The 18,902-nt window shown below is 31.5% G+C and carries 21 protein-coding genes and 1 riboswitch; of the genes, 11 read left to right on the forward strand and 10 right to left on the reverse strand.

The genetic code is table 11. The features are described from left to right. Positions 1-55 precede the first annotated feature (55 nt). A complete protein-coding gene (gene sppA / locus ACKTTR_RS02820) occupies positions 56-1,804 on the reverse strand; it encodes a signal peptide peptidase SppA (protein ID WP_408026427.1) in 1,749 nt (582 codons plus the stop codon). A 67-nt stretch (positions 1,805-1,871) separates the two neighbouring features. Next, a complete protein-coding gene (locus tag ACKTTR_RS02825; RefSeq protein ID WP_408026428.1) occupies positions 1,872-2,303 on the reverse strand; it encodes a DUF6146 family protein in 432 nt (143 codons plus the stop codon). A gap of 99 nt (positions 2,304-2,402) precedes the next feature. Between ACKTTR_RS02825 and ACKTTR_RS02830 the strand changes: the two genes are divergently transcribed. The 3 genes from ACKTTR_RS02830 to ACKTTR_RS02840 all read left to right on the forward strand — a co-directional run bounded on the left by ACKTTR_RS02830 (position 2,403) and on the right by ACKTTR_RS02840 (position 6,052). Next, a complete protein-coding gene (locus ACKTTR_RS02830) occupies positions 2,403-2,963 on the forward strand; it encodes a DNA-3-methyladenine glycosylase I (protein ID WP_408026429.1) in 561 nt (186 codons plus the stop codon). 46 nt (positions 2,964-3,009) lie between these two features. After that, positions 3,010-5,043 carry a dipeptidyl-peptidase 3 family protein gene (locus ACKTTR_RS02835; RefSeq protein WP_408026430.1) on the forward strand — a complete coding sequence of 678 codons (2,034 nt, stop codon included), beginning with the start codon at positions 3,010-3,012 and terminating at the stop codon, positions 5,041-5,043. 88 nt (positions 5,044-5,131) lie between these two features. Continuing rightward, positions 5,132-6,052 carry an ion channel gene (locus ACKTTR_RS02840; protein WP_408026431.1) on the forward strand — a complete coding sequence of 307 codons (921 nt, stop codon included), beginning with the start codon at positions 5,132-5,134 and terminating at the stop codon, positions 6,050-6,052. A 2-nt stretch (positions 6,053-6,054) separates the two neighbouring features. Here the strand turns inward: ACKTTR_RS02840 and ACKTTR_RS02845 are convergent, their stop codons facing one another. Continuing rightward, positions 6,055-6,267 (reverse strand): hypothetical protein, encoded by a 213-nt coding sequence (locus ACKTTR_RS02845; RefSeq protein ID WP_408026432.1) that lies wholly within the window; start codon positions 6,265-6,267, stop codon positions 6,055-6,057. A gap of 39 nt (positions 6,268-6,306) precedes the next feature. On the opposite strand from ACKTTR_RS02845, the gene ACKTTR_RS02850 reads away from it, so the two are divergent. Genes ACKTTR_RS02850 through ACKTTR_RS02860 form a run of 3 tightly spaced genes read left to right on the forward strand, consistent with a single transcriptional unit; the run spans position 6,307 to position 8,115 of the window. Continuing rightward, positions 6,307-7,038 (forward strand): SDR family NAD(P)-dependent oxidoreductase, encoded by a 732-nt coding sequence (locus ACKTTR_RS02850; RefSeq protein WP_408026433.1) that lies wholly within the window; start codon positions 6,307-6,309, stop codon positions 7,036-7,038. Further along, on the forward strand, positions 7,038-7,718 hold the full coding sequence (locus tag ACKTTR_RS02855; protein ID WP_408026434.1) for an HAD family hydrolase: 681 nt from the start codon (positions 7,038-7,040) through the stop codon (positions 7,716-7,718). The genes ACKTTR_RS02850 and ACKTTR_RS02855 overlap by 1 nt, the downstream gene beginning before the upstream one ends. A gap of 10 nt (positions 7,719-7,728) precedes the next feature. Next, complete coding sequence (locus tag ACKTTR_RS02860; RefSeq protein WP_408026435.1) at positions 7,729-8,115, forward strand: pyrophosphohydrolase domain-containing protein; 387 nt, start codon at positions 7,729-7,731, stop codon at positions 8,113-8,115. Positions 8,116-8,162: 47 nt separating this feature from the next. Here ACKTTR_RS02860 and ACKTTR_RS02865 read toward each other — a convergent pair whose 3' ends face one another. Next, on the reverse strand, positions 8,163-9,068 hold the full coding sequence (locus tag ACKTTR_RS02865; protein ID WP_408026436.1) for a TlpA family protein disulfide reductase: 906 nt from the start codon (positions 9,066-9,068) through the stop codon (positions 8,163-8,165). Positions 9,069-9,135: 67 nt separating this feature from the next. Beyond that, positions 9,136-10,185, reverse strand: a complete 1,050-nt coding sequence (locus ACKTTR_RS02870; RefSeq protein ID WP_408026437.1) for a branched-chain amino acid aminotransferase — start codon at positions 10,183-10,185, stop codon at positions 9,136-9,138. A gap of 120 nt (positions 10,186-10,305) precedes the next feature. On the opposite strand from ACKTTR_RS02870, the gene ACKTTR_RS02875 reads away from it, so the two are divergent. From ACKTTR_RS02875 to ACKTTR_RS02895, 5 genes are all read left to right on the forward strand, one after another. Beyond that, complete coding sequence (locus ACKTTR_RS02875) at positions 10,306-10,818, forward strand: DUF4920 domain-containing protein (protein ID WP_274639143.1); 513 nt, start codon at positions 10,306-10,308, stop codon at positions 10,816-10,818. Beyond that, positions 10,818-11,237, forward strand: a complete 420-nt coding sequence (locus ACKTTR_RS02880) for a hypothetical protein (RefSeq protein ID WP_408026438.1) — start codon at positions 10,818-10,820, stop codon at positions 11,235-11,237. Before ACKTTR_RS02875 ends, ACKTTR_RS02880 begins: the two co-directional genes overlap by 1 nt. Before the next feature lie 7 nt (positions 11,238-11,244). Next, positions 11,245-11,904: a tRNA (5-methylaminomethyl-2-thiouridine)(34)-methyltransferase MnmD gene (mnmD, locus tag ACKTTR_RS02885; RefSeq protein ID WP_408026995.1), complete on the forward strand. Its 660-nt coding sequence runs from the start codon at positions 11,245-11,247 to the stop codon at positions 11,902-11,904. 85 nt (positions 11,905-11,989) lie between these two features. Next, the gene (locus ACKTTR_RS02890; protein WP_262706942.1) at positions 11,990-12,121 is read left to right on the forward strand and encodes a hypothetical protein; all 132 of its coding nucleotides are present in this window, start codon (positions 11,990-11,992) and stop codon (positions 12,119-12,121) included. Next, on the forward strand, positions 12,122-12,841 hold the full coding sequence (locus tag ACKTTR_RS02895) for a tRNA1(Val) (adenine(37)-N6)-methyltransferase (RefSeq protein WP_408026439.1): 720 nt from the start codon (positions 12,122-12,124) through the stop codon (positions 12,839-12,841). A 39-nt stretch (positions 12,842-12,880) separates the two neighbouring features. On the opposite strand, the gene ACKTTR_RS02900 is transcribed toward ACKTTR_RS02895, so the two are convergent. From ACKTTR_RS02900 to ACKTTR_RS02920, 5 genes are all read right to left on the reverse strand, one after another. Further along, on the reverse strand, positions 12,881-13,309 hold the full coding sequence (locus tag ACKTTR_RS02900; protein ID WP_408026440.1) for an acyl-CoA thioesterase: 429 nt from the start codon (positions 13,307-13,309) through the stop codon (positions 12,881-12,883). Positions 13,310-13,388: 79 nt separating this feature from the next. Beyond that, complete coding sequence (metE, locus tag ACKTTR_RS02905) at positions 13,389-15,713, reverse strand: 5-methyltetrahydropteroyltriglutamate--homocysteine S-methyltransferase (RefSeq protein WP_408026441.1); 2,325 nt, start codon at positions 15,711-15,713, stop codon at positions 13,389-13,391. A gap of 187 nt (positions 15,714-15,900) precedes the next feature. Beyond that, positions 15,901-16,088: riboswitch (cobalamin riboswitch) on the reverse strand. 111 nt (positions 16,089-16,199) lie between these two features. Beyond that, complete coding sequence (locus tag ACKTTR_RS02910) at positions 16,200-16,955, reverse strand: DJ-1/PfpI family protein (protein ID WP_408026442.1); 756 nt, start codon at positions 16,953-16,955, stop codon at positions 16,200-16,202. A 7-nt stretch (positions 16,956-16,962) separates the two neighbouring features. Continuing rightward, on the reverse strand, positions 16,963-18,237 hold the full coding sequence (locus tag ACKTTR_RS02915; protein WP_408026443.1) for an NAD(P)/FAD-dependent oxidoreductase: 1,275 nt from the start codon (positions 18,235-18,237) through the stop codon (positions 16,963-16,965). An 82-nt stretch (positions 18,238-18,319) separates the two neighbouring features. Next, on the reverse strand, positions 18,320-18,889 hold the full coding sequence (locus ACKTTR_RS02920; RefSeq protein WP_408026444.1) for a Crp/Fnr family transcriptional regulator: 570 nt from the start codon (positions 18,887-18,889) through the stop codon (positions 18,320-18,322). Positions 18,890-18,902: the final 13 nt, after the last annotated feature.

The following is an 18,902-nucleotide window of genomic DNA, read 5'->3' on the forward strand; positions in this document are numbered from 1 at the left end:
ACTAAACTATTAAAACTAAAAAGCCTCGACATTGTCGAGGCTTTTCTTTTTGATTTTATTTCACTTGAAAAACAAATGGAATTCTAGCTTGAATTCCTTTTAAATTCTTCATTTTTTGTAAATTGTAGTATAATTGGTAATTTTCATCACCTAAAGTTTCTTTAAGTATTTCTTCTTTTGAAGCTTTCATAAATGGAGAAAATTTTAGAGCCTCTTTCAAATCAGTTTTGTAATTTGGGTAATTACGAACTCTGAAATTTTGAACTTCAGCTAATTCAGCGGCAACTTTAATGGCGTCATTTAATCCTCCTAGTTGGTCAACTAAACCATTTTCAATAGCTTCTTTACCTGTCCAAACTCTTCCTTGAGCTATTTCATTAACTTGTTCAAAAGTCATGTTACGACCACTAGAAACGCGGTTTACAAAAGTGGTATACATTTGTTCAATTCCCTCTTTTGTAACATCATAAAACTTTTTATTCATTGGTTCAAAAACACTATAAGAAGGACTATCGTTAGTAGAAACTTGTTCTGCATTAATACCTATTTTATCAGTGAATTGACTAAAGTTAGGAATGGCTCCAAAAACTCCAATAGATCCAGTAATTGTAGTAGGTTCTGCAATAATTTTGTTAGCATTACAAGCAATATAGTAACCTCCAGAAGCAGCATAGTTCCCCATTGAAACGACTATAGGTTTTTCTTTTTTTGTTAATTCTAGTTCACGCCATATAAGTTCAGAAGCTAAGGCATTACCACCAGGAGAATTTACACGAAGTACAATAGCCTTTACATTATCATTTTTTCTGGCTTTTCTGATAGCTTTGTTTATAATTCCTTGTCCAACATAATCTTCACTTCCTTCTCCGTATATAATGTCCCCTTGTGCGTATATTACAGCAATTTTATCTTTAGAAGTTGAAGAAATTCTTCCTTTCCCAGAACTGATGTAGTCTTCAATGGAAATAATGTTTACTTTTTTACTATCAGACTCTGTTGCTAATTTTTCTTCATATTCATCTTCATAAATAGAAGCATCTATTAAATTGTTCTCTTTTGCTATGGTAACATTTCTTCCATTGTAATTATCAGCAATAAGGTTTAGTTTTTCAATAGAAATATTTCTACTCTTGCTAATATCATCTGTAATTTCTGACCAAATAGATTTTAAAAATGAAGTGGTTTGTTCACGATTAGCCTCACTCATTTCGTTTTCCAAAAATGGCTCAACAGCACTCTTATATTTTCCATGACGAATAACTTCCATTTTAATTCCATATTTATCTTCAAAATCTTTGAAATATAAAATTTCGGTAGATAAACCTCTAAAATCAATAACACCAATAGGATTTAAGAATAAACTATCAGCAACAGAGCTCAAGTAGTAATTTTTTTGAGTATAAATATCATTGTAAGCATATACAAACTTACCACTCTCTTTAAACTCTTCAATTTTGTTTCTAATAGCTTGTGTTTGTGCAATACCAGCATTTACAAAAGCTGTTTTTATACTTATTCCTTTAATTTTATTATCGTTTTTCGCATTTTCAATAGCGTTGATAATTTTGTTTAAAGCTAATTTTTCATCTGTTAAATCTAAAGCTTCTGCAATGGGATTGTTTTCTTTTGGTGCATAATCTTTAATGGGGGTTGATAAATCTAACTCTAAAACTGAGTTTGATTTTACGACAATTTTTTCTTCAGCCCCAACAATGGAAGCAACTGCAAAAAAGAAAACAAACAGTAAAAATATGGCAATAAAAAAACCTAGAATAGAGGCGAGTAAATTTCTTAAAAACTTCATGTTGTATGGTTAATTTTTTTTGAGCAAATATACAGTTTTTCGAAAGACGCCTTTTATTATAGAGTTGCTAGTTCCAACGATTTATACCCACACCTAAGTTCATGCGGTATTTTCGTTGAGCAAACTCAAAATAATTAAATAGTTTGTAATTTACTTCGTAACCATAATCAATATGTGGGCTGTAATCAATTACATTTTCATAAATGTTTGAATTGAATTGTAAAGGATTTCTTGCTCGGTAATTCCAAGTAGTTACATATAAACGGTTTTTATTTTCTAAATATTGTTGTGAGTAAAAGCCTTCAGGTTTTGCAATACTATTTAAATAAGTGGTAAAACCAGGGTCTATAATTATGATTTCATACTCTAAACTATCATTAGCAATTACAACAGGTTCTTCTTTAGGAGCGTTAGAAGTATTTTTTATAGGCGAGGAACTGCAAGCCCATATCATAGTTCCAATAATGCTAAGAAAAAGAATGTGTTGTAAAGTTTTCATAATCAGTGTGATTTGTAATTATAAAGTTGCAAAAATTATTCCATTTTTGATTGATTTTTAATTTGTTTAACAGTAATTTTCAGCATTAAATAATAGAATATGAAGAAAAGGTGTTTTTGGGTTAATAATGATCCACTATATATTGAATATCATGATAATGAATGGGGAGTACCTGTATATGATGATGATAAGTTGTTTGAGTTTTTAATACTAGAAACTTTCCAAGCTGGTTTAAGTTGGATTACAGTTTTAAAGAAAAGAGAAAACTTTAGAAAGGCATTTGATAATTTTGACTATAAAAAAATAGCAAAATACTCTGAAAATAAATATGAAGAATTGCTTCAAGATGCTGGAATTATAAGAAATAAGCTGAAGATAAAGGCTACTATAACTAATGCTCAAGCTTTTATGAAGGTACAAGAAGAGTTTGGGACGTTTTCAAAATATATTTGGGATTTTACTAACGGAAAACCGATAATAAATAAGTTTGAAAAGAGAGAAGAAGTACCGGCAACAACAGAGCTTTCTGATGCGATTTCAAAAGATTTAAAAAAACGTGGGTTTAAGTTTGTTGGCTCAACAGTAATTTATGCACACATGCAGGCGACAGGAATGGTAAACGACCATACAACCGACTGTTTCCGATACCATGAAGTTTAAATTTTGTAATTTTAGCGTTCAAAAAAATAAATTAAAAACTATATAAATGAAACTAAAACAAATGCTTTGTGTGTTTGCAGCAGCAGGAGTGCTAACTTCTTGTGGTGTAGATGCAAAAAAAGAGCCTAAAGTAGCAGAAAAAAAGGCAAAAGAGTTTGAGTATGTTGTTGAGCAATTTGCTGATATAAAAGTGTTACGTTATCAAATTCCAGGATTTGATGAGTTAACACTAAAAGAAAAAAAATTAGTGTACTATTTAACACAAGCTGGTTTATCTGGGCGTGATATTATGTGGGATCAAAACTATCGTCACAATCTTGAAATTAGAGCTGCTTTAGAAAACATTAATAATAACTTTAAAGGAGATAAAGAAAGTGAAGATTTTAAAGCATTCACTACCTATTTAAAAAGAGTATGGTTTTCAAACGGAATCCACCACCATTACTCTAACGATAAGTTAAAACCTACATTTTCTAAAGAGTATTTAGAAACTTTATTAAAAGAAACTAATACTGAGTTATCTACAGAAGCATTAGAAGTTATTTTTAATGATAAAGATGCTAAAAAAGTAAACAAAAAAGCTGGAGTAGATAATGTATTAGCATCAGCAGTAAATTTTTACGGAGCAGATATTACAAGTAAAGATGTAGAAGATTTTTATGCTAAAGCTGATAAAGGCCCAGAAGGACAACCAATTGAGGCTGGATTAAACTCGAAGTTAGTTCGTGAGGACGGAAAATTAGTGGAGAAAGTATGGAAGTCTGGTGGAATGTACGGACAAGCAATCGATAAAATTATTTATTGGTTAGGAAAAGCTAAAGAAGTAGCAGAAAACGAAAAACAAGCAAAAACGTTAGAGTTGTTAATCGAATACTATAAAACAGGAGATTTACATACTTGGGACGAATATGCAATTGCTTGGGTAGAATCTACCGAAGGAAATATTGATTGGATTAATGGTTTTATTGAAGTATATAATGACCCTAAAGGGTACAGAGGTTCGTACGAAACAATTGTACAGATCAAAGACTTCGATATGTCTAAAAAGATGAAAGTATTATCAGACAATGCACAATGGTTTGAAGATAATTCTCCATTAGATCCAACTCACAAAAAGAAAGATGTTGTGGGGGTTTCGTATAAAACAGTAAATGTTGCTGGTGAAGCAGGAGATGCATCTCCAAGTACACCAATTGGAGTGAACTTACCGAACAATAACTGGATTCGTCAACAACACGGTTCTAAATCGGTATCGTTAGGAAATATTATAGGTTCTTATAACAATGCTGGAGGAACTGGACGTTTAAAAGAATTTGCTAACGATCAAGAAGAAATCGATTTAGAGATTAAATACGGTAAGTTAGCTGATAAATTACACACAGCATTACATGAGGTAATCGGACATGCTTCAGGTGTAATTAATGATGGAATTGGCCAACCAAAAGAAACGTTAAAGAACTATGCTTCTACAATGGAAGAAGGTAGAGCGGATTTAGTAGGACTTTATTATTTAATGGATCCTAAATTACAAGAATTAGGTTTAGTTGATGACTGGCAAAAAGTAGGTAAAGCTGCTTATGATGGATATATCAGAAACGGATTAATGACGCAGTTAATTAGAATTAATTTAGGAGATGATATTGAAGAAGATCACATGGTTAACCGTCAATGGGTTTCAGCTTGGGCTTTTGAACAAGGAGCGAAAGATAATGTAATTGAAAAAGTTACCAGAGATGGAAAAACTTTTTATAACATTAATGATTATGAAAAGCTTCGTGAGATTTTTGGTCGTTTATTAAAAGAAGCACAAAGAATTAAATCTGAAGGAGATTTTGAAGCTGCAAAAGCATTAGTAGAAGGTTATGGAGTAAAAGTAGATCAAGATATTCATAAAGAAGTTTTAGATCGTAATGCTCAGTTTACATCTGCTCCTTATAGCGGATTTGTAAATCCTGTATTAGAGCCAGTAACAGACGCTGATGGTAATATTACTAATATTAAGATTATCCAACCAGAAACTTTTGAAGAGCAAATGAATTTCTATGCTAAAAACTATAACTTCTTACCAGTTAAAAACTAAGAAGTTCAGTTTTAAAATAGTTGAAAATATCAAAACCGATTCTAATCAGAATCGGTTTTGTATTTTTAGAGGTATTAATAAAAGATAAATGGCAAAAAAAGTAAAAGACCCTGGTTTAGGTTATAACTCCAGTAGTAATGCACAAAGAATAATTAACGCAGACGGTAGTTCTAATGTGGTACATGCAAATAGAAGGTTCGGAGCAGATGATTTGTATACTTTTTTTATTGAATTACCATGGTGGCAGTTTTTTGCTTTGATAATCTTAGGGTACTTGCTGTTGAATGTTCTTTTTGCGTTTGTGTATGTTTTTATAGGGATAGAACAAATAACACCCTCAAAAGGAAATTTTTTAGCTGATCTTTTAAATGGGCTTTTCTTTAGTGCACAAACCTTAACAACGGTTGGATATGGAGGAATCGCCCCTAAAGGTATTGCAGCAAATGTAATTGCAGCTTTTGAGGCAATGATTGGTTTGTTAAGTTTTTCTTTTATTACAGGATTGTTATACGGGCGTTTTTCAAAAGCAAAAGCATCTATTCGTTTTAGTGATAATTTAATTTTAAGAGATTTTAAAGAAGGTAGAGCACTAATGTTTCGGTTAATGAATCGTCGTAAAACAGTAATGATAGAGCCTGAAATAACAGTAACCTTATCCCTTTCAGAAAAAAAATCAAACGGAGAATACAAACGACAATTTTATGAACTCAAACTAGAAAGAAATAAAATTATGTATTTGCCTACCGTTTGGACAGTCGTACATGAAATAGACGAGAAAAGTCCGTTACATAAATATTCAAATAAAGAAATAAGTGAGTTAAACGGAATCCTTTATGTTTTAATGCAGTATCATGAAGAATCCTTCGGGCAAAAAGTATATCAAATTACTTCATACAATTTTTCCTCTCTTGAAATAGATGTGAAATATACATCATCATTTTATTTTGACGAAGCAGGTAACACTGTGTTAGATCACTCAAAATTAAGTGAAATATCAAAAATGAATTAGAATTACTTCGTTAGTAGTTTTGATAAGAATAACAGTGCAATTACTACTGCAATTCCTATTGCCACATAAATAGCCGCATTTTGGTAGTATTTCTTATTGTTTTTTGCGTCCTTTTTGTAGCTAAAAAACATCAAAATAACAAAAGCTATGACAAATAAACTCGCAAAAATGATTCTGCCTGTAGTAAACATTTTAGCAGCAATAAGTATAAACATAAAATTGTATTTTTAGCAAAGTTAAAGAATGATTTTAGAATGGAGAAAACTAAAACAGCAATTATTTTTGGAGGTACTTCTGGTATTGGAAAAGGGCTTGTAGAAAAACTAATACAAGAAAATTATATTGTAGCAGTAACGGGGAGAAGACTCGAAAAATTGGAAGAGTTAAAGAAGAAGTATTCCAACCAAGTGCTCATTAAACAAAATGATATCCAACAAGTTGATGAAGTAGAAAAAGTGTTTAATGAGTTAGTGGATGAATTAGGAGAAGTTCATTTGGTGATACAATCTTCAGGAGTTGGATTTGTAAACCCAAAGTTGAACTGGGATAAACAAGAACAAACCATAAACACAAATGTTTTAGGAGTAACTAAACTATATGCTTTAGCTTATAAGCTATTTAAAAAACAAGGTTTTGGGCATTTAGTGGGAATCTCCTCTATAGCATCTATTAGAGGAAATAGAGCAGCACCAGATTACTTTTCTTCTAAAGCATATCAAAAAGCGTATTTAGAGAGCTTGTATATCAAAACAAAATCTATTAAAACAAAAAAAGTTTTTATTACAGATATTCGTCCAGGATTTGTTGATACTGCAATGGCGTTAGGTGATGGTATTTTTTGGTTGGTTCCTCTAGAAAAAGCAGTTGATCAAATTTATTCAGCAATAAAACGAAAAAAACGAGTAGCTTATATCTCAAAAAGATGGAGGTCGATAGCTTGGGTACTAAAAATTGTACCAGCTAGAGTTTTAAAAATGGCAACTTAATGAAAAAAGAAAATTTAATAGTGTTTGATATTGATGATACATTAACTAAAAGTGAGAATCAACATCAAAAAGCATATGTAGAGGCAATGAAAGATTTTGGGATAACTAAAGTAAACCAAGATTGGAAAAGCTATAAGAATATGACTGATAGTTATATTTTAAAAAGAAACTATGAGGACAATTTTAATACAACTTTTAGTCTTTCTTTTATTCCTGAATTTGAAGAAAAAATGACGGAATTACTGTTGTCATTAACAAAAACTAAAGAGATATTAGGAGCAGGAGAGGTAGTTGATTTTTTCATGAAAGAAACCGATTATGCTATTTGTTTTGCAACAGGATCATTATTAAAACCAGCATTAATTAAATTAGAACAGGCAGATATAAACTTTGTGCCAAATTTAGTAGAAGCATCAAATAATTTGTTCACAAGAGAAGAAATTGTAAGTTCAGCGATTCAGAAAGCAAAAAGTTATTTTCAAGTAGAAGAATTCAAAAATATTATTTCGGTAGGAGACGGAATTTGGGATTTAAGAACAGCAAAAAACTTAGGGGTAAATTTTTTAGGCATCAGAAATAAAAATTTATCAGATTTTAAAGAAGAAGGAATTAAGAGTCATATTGAAGATTGGACAAGATTTAATTTTCAAAAAGTAAAAACAGAATTACAAATTATATAAGTTATACAGAATGAAAAAAAGAATCGAAGCAGTACATGAATTTCATAGTGCATTTGGGTTAGGAATTAAAAATGACCCCACCGCTAATATAGGAGAAGAAAGAAATTTACTTCGTTATAATTTGATGAAAGAAGAGAATGAAGAGTATTTAGAAGCTGCTCAAAACAATGATTTGGTTGAAGTAGCTGATGCTTTAGGTGACATGTTGTATATTTTATGTGGAACTATAATAGAACATGGAATGCAACATAAAATAGAGGAAGTATTTAATGAGATACAACGAAGTAATATGAGTAAATTAGGAGAAGATGGTAAGCCAATTTATCGTGAAGACGGTAAGGTACTAAAAGGACCAAATTACTTCAAACCAAACATTAAAGAAATTTTAGATAAATAAAAAAGCTCCTCATTGAGGAGCTTTTTTTACATTTTGTTCTTCTATAATTATTTACCCATAATTCTTTCTAATTCTGATGTTAATGTTTTAACATTATTAACCATTTTAATAATAATACCATTAGCATCTACAATTAAGTGAGTAGGATATTGCTTTACTTTTAGCTTTTTAGCCATATACTCTTTTTGTTCAGGGATAGTTGGGTATTTAAATTCTTTAGTTTCTAAAAACTCAACAAGTTCATCTTTCTTATCAAAAGCCAAACTAACAAACTCTATTTTATCATCCTTATATTTATCTACCAATTCATTTAGTTCAGGAAACTCTTCAACACATACCTTACAAGTAATAAACCAGCATTTTAATACTAACAATTTCCCTTTTGTATCGGCTTTATTGTGTGCTTTACCTTTTAAATCAACAAAATTATAATCAGGAAGTTTTTTACCTTCCATTTTAAAGTATTGATGAGCTATTGAAGCTTTACTAACAATTGATTTCTTGATTTTTTCATCTGCAGAATCGTTAATGCCTGTAAGTTGGTATTGTACTTTACCATCTTTTTCAGACTTAATAGGAATGTAAGCTCCAGTACGAAGTAAGGTTAAAAAGATTCCTTTTTCCATAACAGCTCCTTCATCATCCAAAGGAGTAAAAGTTGACATTAAGTCAATGTTTTCCTTTGTATAAGCTTCCCAATTATCAAAACTTTTCTGAATATCTCCAGTATCAACAGAAATTGAACCTGTTGAAGATTCATTGACAGTTAAATCTTCTTTAGGAGCTTCTTCTTCTTTAGAAGTTTCTACAGTCTCTACAGGAGCAGTAATTTCATTACTTTGGGCTATGATTTCATTTTCATTTTCTAATGAATTAGAATAAAAATCTAATCCAAAAAATGAAATAAAAAAACCAACTCCTATTGATAATAAAGCAGGTATAATATTTCTCATTTCTTTAGAATTTTTTGTTAAAATAACTTAATTCTGTTTACTAATATAGCTTTTTTTAATGAAATGATTAAATTTTGACTCTCCAGTTATGTTTGTCTTCCAATTTGTTATACTGAATGTTAAGTAGTTTATCTTTAAAGAAAGAAGCATAAGAATCACTTACTTCAGGTAATTCAAAAGCTTCATTTTGGTGTTTAAATCCTTTTATAGGGTTTATAACGGCAGCAGTACCAGAACCAAAGATTTCTTTTAGTTCACCTTGTCTTGCAGCTTCTTTAATTTCAGCAACTGAAACTCTTCTTACTTCAATGTCTATATTATAGTCTTTAGCGAGTTGAATAATCGATTTACGAGTAACACCATCTAAAATACGGTCATTAGTTGGTGCAGTCACAAGTTTGTCTCCTATTCTAAAAAAGGTATTCATTGTTCCCGCTTCCTCTAGGTATTCATGAGTATTAGCATCAGTCCAAATAATTTGTTGGTAACCTTCTTTCTGAGCTAAACTAGTAGGGTAAAATTGTGCCGCGTAGTTACCGGCCGCTTTAGCAAAACCAACACCACCATCAGCAGAACGACTATACTCTTCAGCAAAAATAACTCTAACTTCACCAGCATAATATGATTGAGCAGGCGAACAAATAATTATAAACTTATATTCTTCAGCAGGTGAAGCAGCAATAGCTCCTTCAGAAGCAATAATAAACGGACGAATGTACAATGAGTTCCCTACTCCTTTTTTAATCCATGCATTATCTAATTCAAGAAGTTTTTTTAACCCTTCAAAAAATACATTTTCAGGAACTGGAGGCATTGCTAAACGAGCACCAGATTTATTAATTCTATGAAAGTTTTCATCTGGACGAAATAAAAACACATCATCATTATCATCCTTGTAAGCTTTCATTCCTTCAAAAACAGCTTGTCCATAATGAAAAACTCTAGCCGAAGGTTCGAAAGATAAAGGTCCGTAAGGCATAATTTTAGGTGTTTTCCATTCTCCGTCGGCAAAATCACAGACTAACATATGGTCAGTAAAAGTGCGACCAAATGCTAAGTTGTTAAAATCTACCTTATCTATTTTTGACTCTTTTATAAGCTCAATATCAATATTCATTGTGTTGTTGTTTTTAGAAGTGCCACGAAGATACGAAATCTAGTGGTATATTTTAAGTTTAGCACCTTGCTAGAAGAAATATAAGTATATTTGTTGAATGTTAATTTTAAAATTTTGAAAATGAAAAGACTACTAGTTTTTGCTATGGTTTTGAGCATAGCATTTATTTCTTGTAAGGTTGAAAAAAAGAATGAAACCCCTGATGTAAACAATGCTAAAGAACAAAAAGTAGAATATGCATCATTTGGAGAAGAAATTTCAGACGGAGAAGCTATTTCTGCTAAAGAAATGCGAGCTAAATTCAAAAATTTAAAAAAAGGAGATACCCTAAACATAAAATTCGCTTCAACAATTAATGAGGTATGTAAGAAAAAGGGATGTTGGATGAAGTTAGATTTGGGCGAAGAACAAGAATCAATGGTACGTTTTAAAGATTATGGTTTTTTTATGCCTTTAAATGCAGATAATAAAGAGGTGATAGTAAATGGTAAAGCTTTTGTTACTGAGATTTCTGTAGATGAATTACAACATTATGCTAAAGACGCAGGAAAATCGGAAGAAGAGATAGCAAAAATTACAGAACCAAAATATACTTATGCTTTTGAGGCAGATGGAGTATTAATGAAGAAATAATGAAACAATTAATTATTGTTTTATTGATGTCTTTGGCGCTTTTTTCTTGTAAAGAGAAAAAGGAAGAACAAAAAGAAGAACTTATTATGTATCAATCTTCAGAAATGGCAGCTTTAATGAATGCTATGTATGAAGGAAATATGACAATTAAGAATAAGATTCTAGAAGGAGAATCAATAGGTGAATTTCCTGAAAATTACTTGAATATTCACTCTGCAGTTTTAACTGATCCAGCAGATAGGAATGCAAGTTTTGAAGCTTTTTCAAAACAGTATATTCAAAATTTACAGCAAGTGTATTCGGGATCAAAAGATTCTTTAAAACAAAATTTTAACCAAGCAGTAAATAGTTGTATTGCTTGTCATAAAACAACTTGCACAGGGCCAATACCAAGAATTAAAAAGTTACTGATTAAATAGTTTAGTTATAAAACGAGAAATTATCATAACGTCCGATGGTTCTACAACCATTCATTTACCAGATTGGAATGAGCAATATCATTCTAAGCATGGCGCAATACAAGAAGCATATCATGTATTTATTAGAAATGGACTAAAGTATGTAGATACTAAAAGTGTTTCTATTTTAGAAATAGGTTTTGGTACAGGACTCAATTGTTTTATTACGCTTTTAGAAGCAGATAGAAATATTGATTACGTTGGTGTTGAAGCTTATCCAGTAGCCAAGGAAGAAGTAGAGAAACTAAATTATGTTTCAGAGTTAGAGGCAGGTGACAAACAAGACCTTTTTGATAAAATTCACGAAGCTTCTTGGGAAGAAAAGCACAATATTACTCCCAATTTTTCATTGACTAAGCGTAAACAGTTTTTTGCTGAAATTACTGATGAAAATCAATTTGATTTAATTTATTTTGATGCCTTTGGAGCAAGAGTACAACCTGACTTATGGACAGAAGATATTTTTAGAATTATGTTTGCTGCGTTAAAACCAGAAGGGGTTTTAGTAACTTACTCAGCTAAAGGAAGTGTACGACGAGCAATGCAAGCAGTAGGGTTTGATGTAGAGCGCTTACCTGGGCCTCCAGGAAAAAGAGAAATGTTACGAGCTACGAAAGTAGGTGAGTAATATTCAGCGTAGCTAAATGCTTTGTAGAACTAAAGTTAGGAAGTAATACTTTAAGTAACCGGGGTAAAAATTAGAAAACAAACAGATGGAGTTTAAAAGACGTTTCGGTAATCGAAAAAGAGGAAATCCTAAAAGAGGATTGTTCTTAGTAATTTTATTAATTATTGTATTGTATTTGTTTTTCAATGCAGAGAAAATCCTTGGAAGATTTTTATAAATGAAACCATTTCAATTTAAAGAGTTTGCGGTACATCAAGATAAAACTGCAATGAAAGTTGGTACCGATGCAGTATTGTTAGGTGCATGGTGTAATTTAGGAGAGTTTCCAGACACAATATTAGATGTTGGTTCGGGTACAGGTGTTATTTCATTAATGTTAGCGCAACGAAGCGATGCTATGACTATTGATGCAGTAGAATTGGATGGAGACGCCTATGAACAAACGGTTGAGAATTTTGAACAGTCTGATTGGGGAGATAGACTCTTTTGTTACAATGCTTCTTTTGTGGAATTTGCAGAAGAAATGTCTGAAGATGAAGAAGAGTATGATATAATTGTATCCAATCCACCATTTTATACTGATAACTACGAAACAGAAGATGTAGCACGAAACAAAGCACGCTTTACGAGTTCATTATCTTTTGAAGAGTTATTAAAAGGAGTTAGTGAAATATTGTCCGAGTATGGGAAGTTTTCAACTATTATACCGTTTAAAGAAGAAAAAAACTTTATTGAACTAGCTAAAAAATATAATTTATATCTAAACAGAGTTTGTCGAGTAAAAGGAACTCCTACTACAGAAATCAAACGTAGTTTATTAGAGTTATCTTTTGCAGAAACTCCAATCCAAGAAGAAGAGTTGATAATAGAGACAAAAAGGCACCAGTATACTGATGCCTATATTAACCTTACAAAAGATTTTTATTTGAAAATGTAATCTTTTGCATGATTACATTTTCGAAATTTTTATTTGGCTTTAATGATGTTCTTGTTGTGAGTAATGTAATTTATCAGTGTCAGTTTTTATTACTGCAATAGGATTTTTGTTTTCATCAATAGCAACAAATGTAAATTCACCTTCAATGGCTTTTTCTCTGTGATGTGAATACATATGTTCAGTAAAAATTTTAACGGTAACTTTTAAACTTTTGTTACCTATATAGCTAACTTGTCCTATTAATTCAATAATAGTTCCTGCAGGAATTGGCTTTTTAAAATCTATTTTATCACTACTAACAGTTACTACTTTTTGCCTGCAAAATCGTGTCGCAGTAATAAAAGCAACTTCATCCATTAATTGCATAGCAGTACCTCCAAAAAGGGTATCGTAATGATTTGTTGTGTTAGGAAATACGGCTTTAAAAATTCGAGTTTCTGATTGTGCTATTTTTTCTTCTGTAGTCATTTCTTACTGAGGGTTTTTGAGATAATCAGTGCCCAAAAATGTAAAATATCATTTTTAGGCACCTTTTAGTTAATTAATATTAGTTGACTGTTTCTAGGGTTTTTGAGGTATGTTTATTAGAAGCTTCTTTTGCAGCTGAAACCATAGCTATTAAAGCTTTCTCTGTTTCTTCCCAATGTCTAGTTTTAAGACCACAATCCGGATTTACCCAAAGTAGGTTAGCAGGAATTACTTTTTGTGCTTTTTGTAGTAATTCAACCATTTCTTCTTTTGAAGGAACTCTTGGTGAATGGATATCGTAAACACCAGGACCAATTTCATTCGGATATTTGAAATCGGCAAAGGCATTCAATAGTTCCATTTGAGAGCGAGAACATTCAATAGTAATTACATCGGCATCCATATCAGCAATGTTTTGAATGATATCGTTAAACTCTGAATAACACATATGTGTATGTATTTGAGTAGCGTCATCTACACCACAAGAAGAGATTTTAAAAGCTTCTACAGCCCATTTTAGATAATCATTCCAACCTGATTTTCGAAGAGGAAGTCCTTCTCTAATAGCAGGTTCGTCAATTTGAATAATTCGAATACCAGCATTTTCTAGGTCTCTAACTTCATCTCGTATAGCCAGTGCAATTTGTTGGCAAGTAATGTTACGAGGTTGATCATCTCGAACAAAAGACCATTGTAAAATCGTTACAGGACCTGTAAGCATACCTTTTACCCATTTGTTAGTTAAAGATTGAGCGTATTGTGACCAGAAAACGGTCATAGGATGAGGTCGGTAAACATCCCCATAAATAATAGGAGGTTTTACACAGCGACTACCATAACTTTGTACCCATCCTTTTTTTGTAAAAGTTACACCAGCAAGTTGTTCACCAAAATATTCTACCATGTCATTACGCTCATATTCACCATGAACTAATACGTCTAGTCCTATTTTTTCTTGCCATTGAATGGTTTTTTGAGTTTCTTCTTTTAGTAAATACTTGTAATCCTCACTGCCTAAGATACCTTTTTTAAACTGAGCTCTCCAACTTCTTACTTCTTTAGTTTGAGGGAATGAACCAATGGTTGTAGTAGGGAATAGTGGTAAATTCAATACTTTTTCTTGTGCTTCTTTACGAATTGAAAAACTATTTTTTCTTCTAGAGTCTGTTTCGTTAATAGAGTCAACACGAAGTTTTACATCATTGTGGTGAATTAATGTTGAAGATTTTCTATTGGCAATAGCTTTTTTGTTTTCTTCAAAAGCATTTAAAATAACCTTATCAGTAGTTCCTTCAGATAGTTTTTTTAACAAGCTTACTTCTGTAAGTTTTTGTTTAGCGAAAGCTAACCATTGTTTAATTTGATTATCTAAAGTTGTTTCTAACTCTAAATCGCAAGGCGTGTGTAATAAAGAACATGAAGGAGCTACAAAAACTCTGTTAGAACCTAATACATCAGTAGCTTTTTGAATAAGCTGTAATGATTTTTCAAAATCATTTTTCCAAATGTTTCTTCCATCTACAATTCCTAAGGATAAGATTCTATTTTCAGGAAGAGTATTCAATACATCATCTAGTTGTTCTTCACAACGAACTAAATCGATATGCAATGCGTCTATAGGAAGTGTATTAGCTAACGAAAGATTGTCTTTTAAACCTTCAAAATAAGTAGTAACTATAAACTTTAGTTTAGGAAACTTTTTTCTAATTTCATTATAGATAACTTGATACGTTTCTTTGGTTTTTTCACTCAAATCTAATGCTAAAAAAGGTTCGTCAAACTGAATCCACTCAGCTCCTTGTGTTTGAAGTTCTTGTAGAATTTCAATATACACAGGAAGTAGTTTTGAAGCTAAATTTAATTTATCAAAGCCTTCTTCTTTTTCTTTACCTAAAAGAAGGTAGCTAACCAAACCAATAATTACAGGTTTGGCATTAATTCCCGCCTGTTTTGCCCCAACAAACTCATTAACAATTTTGTTAGAAAATAGTTTGAATTCCTGGTCTTTACAAAATTCAGGAACGATATAATGATAATTAGTGTCAAACCACTTAGTCATTTCCATAGCAGTAATATCAAGGTCATCTTTTTGATATCCTCTTGCCATGGCAAAGTAAAGATCAAGTTCAGAATTTGAAGTTTTTAAGGCTACTTCGTTATAACGTTTAGGAATTGCGCCAACAGTAAGCGTCATGTCTAAAACCTGGTCATAATAAGAAAAATCATTACAAGGAATGAGGTCTATGCCTGCTTCTTGTTGTGTTTTCCAATTTTGTTGACAGATGTTTCTTCCTGTTTCAAGAAGTTCCTGTAAACTAGTTTTACCTGACCAATATTGCTCGCAGGCTTTTTTGAGTTCTCTGTTGCTACCAATACGCGGATAGCCAAGAATGTGCGTTTGCATTTTCTTTTAAACTTTTATAATTAAACATTAATTTTAAAAGTTCTTTTAGATGCTTCGCAATGCTAAAAAACGATAAGATGTTTGAGAAAAAATAATGACATACCAAAAAAGCACAGCATTTCATAGAAGAAAGTGTGCGTTAAAATATATCATCGGTATGACCCAAAAGCTTCAAATCGCGAAAGCATTGTCAATATCCGAATAGGCAGGTCTCCTGACTTATAACAGCTTTTATCATCCTTCCCGCTTTTGGCAGTGGATATACTAAGGATAAAAACTTTTGGTGTGTTACTTACAGTTGCGCGACAGTTCGTGATTTGCACACGATTCCCTATTAATCTACAGCTAAGTAAAACCTTTTCGGTTGATGAAGTATGTAAAGAACTTATCGGGGTAAATGTATGTATTATTTTTTTAGAACTGATAATAAAAAAAACATCAATAAATTGATGCTTATGTTTGAAAAAGAAAATTTATAACTAATGTTTATTGTTCCCAGTTTTTAAGTTGATCCAAGTATAGATAGCTTTCAACAAATTTTCTATGTTCAGTATTTGTCATAATTTCAAGAAGCTCTAACGCTGAAATATAACTTGCTAAATTTCCGTTTGAAGATAAAAACTTACCATCCTTAACAAAAGTCACCAAGCTGTCGTTTTGAACTTTTAAATTTGGATAGTCTTTTTGTAGTTGCTCACCACCACCAATCCATGTAACAATTTTATGACCATCTGCTATACCAGATTTACCAATTAAATTAGCCCCAGCACAATTACTAACAGTGTATTGGGTCTCTTGATTTTTTGTTTTTATAAAATCTACAACTTTATTATTGTGTACTTGTGCGTACATGTCGTATGCGCTTGGTACAAATAAAGCTGTTAGTTTAGGGCAATTATCAAAAGTATAGTCAGGAACAAAATGCATTCCTTCTTCGGTAGTAATAGGTTTAGCTGTTTCAGCAATAGCTATTACATTAAAAAGTTGTTTGCCATCTTTGTCTACTTTACCAAAAACATCTGACGTTGCTATAACTTCTCCTTGTAAAACTCCGTTAAACATTAAAAGTCCAATTGTTGGTAGATCAGGATTAAATGGTTTTAGGTGTTTAGTTAGTGTATCAGATGGAGATATAACTTGTTCAACTTCTTCAGTTTTTTTATTGGTTTTCGATTTTTCTGAATTACAACTAACAGTAATAATTGTAAAAATTAGTATTGCAACAATGCTTAAATTTTTCATGCGTATTTTATTTAGTATCTCTCTGAGTAGGTTTAATAATCATTCTAAAATATTGGTCTTTGTATATGTAATAGCCTAACCAGTTGTATAGAGTTCTTACTTTGTTTTTGAAGTTTACAAGCCCCATAATGTGTACAAAAATCCAAATTAACCATGCAACAAAACCTTTTAAGGATTGTTTTTGTCCAGGAAAGTCAAGTACAGCCTTATTTCGTCCAATGATAGCTAAAGAACCCTTGTCGTTGTATTGAAAAGTCTTCCAGTTATTATCTTTTCTATTAAGATTTTTAGCTAAGTTTTTAGCCTGCTGTAATGCTGGTTGTGCTAATTGTGGGTGTCCGTTAGGGTAGTTTTCATCTCCTAAAACTAAGGCACAGTCTCCCAAAGCATAAATATTATCATATGAATGCACTAGGTTAAACTGATTTGTTTTTAATCTTCTACCAGCACCAAAACTTTCTTGTGAAAAACCATCAAATGTTTTTGCAGATACACCAGCCGCCCAAATAAGGTTTTTAGTATGTATTTCTTCTCCGTTTGACAAATACACGGTTTCGCCATCAAAGTCATTAACCATTGTATTCATTGTTAGCTTAACACCTAGTTCACTTAATTTTTTTGAAGTGTATTCTTGTGCTTTTTTAGACATTGGAGCTAAAACAGAATTTTGGCCATCAATAAGATGTATTTCTCCAAAGTCATTTTTGTCTAGTTCGGGGTAATCTTTTATGATGATAGAAGTTTTTATTTCAGATAAAATTCCTGAAAGTTCAACTCCAGTAGGTCCAGCTCCTGCAATTACAAAAGTTAAACACTTTTTTCTTTCCTCTAGATTGTGGATTCTAGTAGCACGGTCAAATCGAGTTAAAATTACATTTCTAAGAGATAAGGCATCACTAATAGTTTTCATTGGTAAACTATACTTTTGAATGCTTTTATTTCCAAAAAAGTTAGTTTCTGTACCAGTAGCCATTACTAAGATGTCATACTCTATATCTCCATTACTTACTACAATTTTGTTTTCTTCTGGGACAACTTTTTCAAGGGTGCCGAGTCGAAAACGGGCGTTTTTAAATTTTCTTAAAATTTTTCTGAATGGATAGCTAATTGCAGATGGCTCCATAAAACCTGTGGATACTTGGTAGATTAAAGGAGGAAAGAAGTTGTAGTTATTACTATCTACTAAAATAATCTGATAATTTTCTGAATTCCCTAATCCTTTTATAAGTTCTAATCCAGCAAAACCGCCGCCAACAACGACGATTTTTTTCATATTTTTCATAATAATATTATGCCCTTAAATTAATATAAGTACAAAGGTAGTTAAGAAGATTTCAGTAAAAAATAAACTAGCTTAAGAAATGTTATTTTCTTTTAATTTCACTTAAATATTCAGGAGTTAACCCTAAAAAGCTTGCTAATAAATATTGGGGTACTCGTTGTACAAACTCAGGAAAGTCTTCTCTAAATCTAAAAAACATTTCTTCTTTAGAGTAACTGTTTATGTATTTTAAGCGCATTAAAGCAGCTCCGTAAGCTGTTTCGTATATATTTCTGAAGTATTTTTCTAATAAAGGAAACTTATTTAATAACTCGTTATATTTTGAAAAGGAAATTGATAAAACCTCAGAACTTTCAATTGTTTCTATCGTAAAGTTAGCGTGTTTTTGGTTTTGAAAAGCTAAAAAGTCTGTTAGCCACCAATTCTCTAAAGCAAACTGTGTTGTTTTTTTATAGCCTAAATCATCAATAAAGTATAATTGCAAGCAACCTTTAGCAACAAAAAATAGTTTATCACATCGTTGGCTAGTAAATAGTAAGGTTTCTTTTTTCTTGTAGGATTGATGATTGAAAAATGTTACTATTTCAGATAGTTCTTCTTCGGAAAAAGAAGTGTAACCTTTAATATGTTCTGTTAGAATACTTTCGGCCATTTGTTAGTGTAGT

The sequence above is a fragment of the Tenacibaculum litoreum genome, from assembly GCF_964513915.1.
Taxonomy (GTDB): Bacteria; Bacteroidota; Bacteroidia; order Flavobacteriales; family Flavobacteriaceae; genus Polaribacter; species Polaribacter litoreum.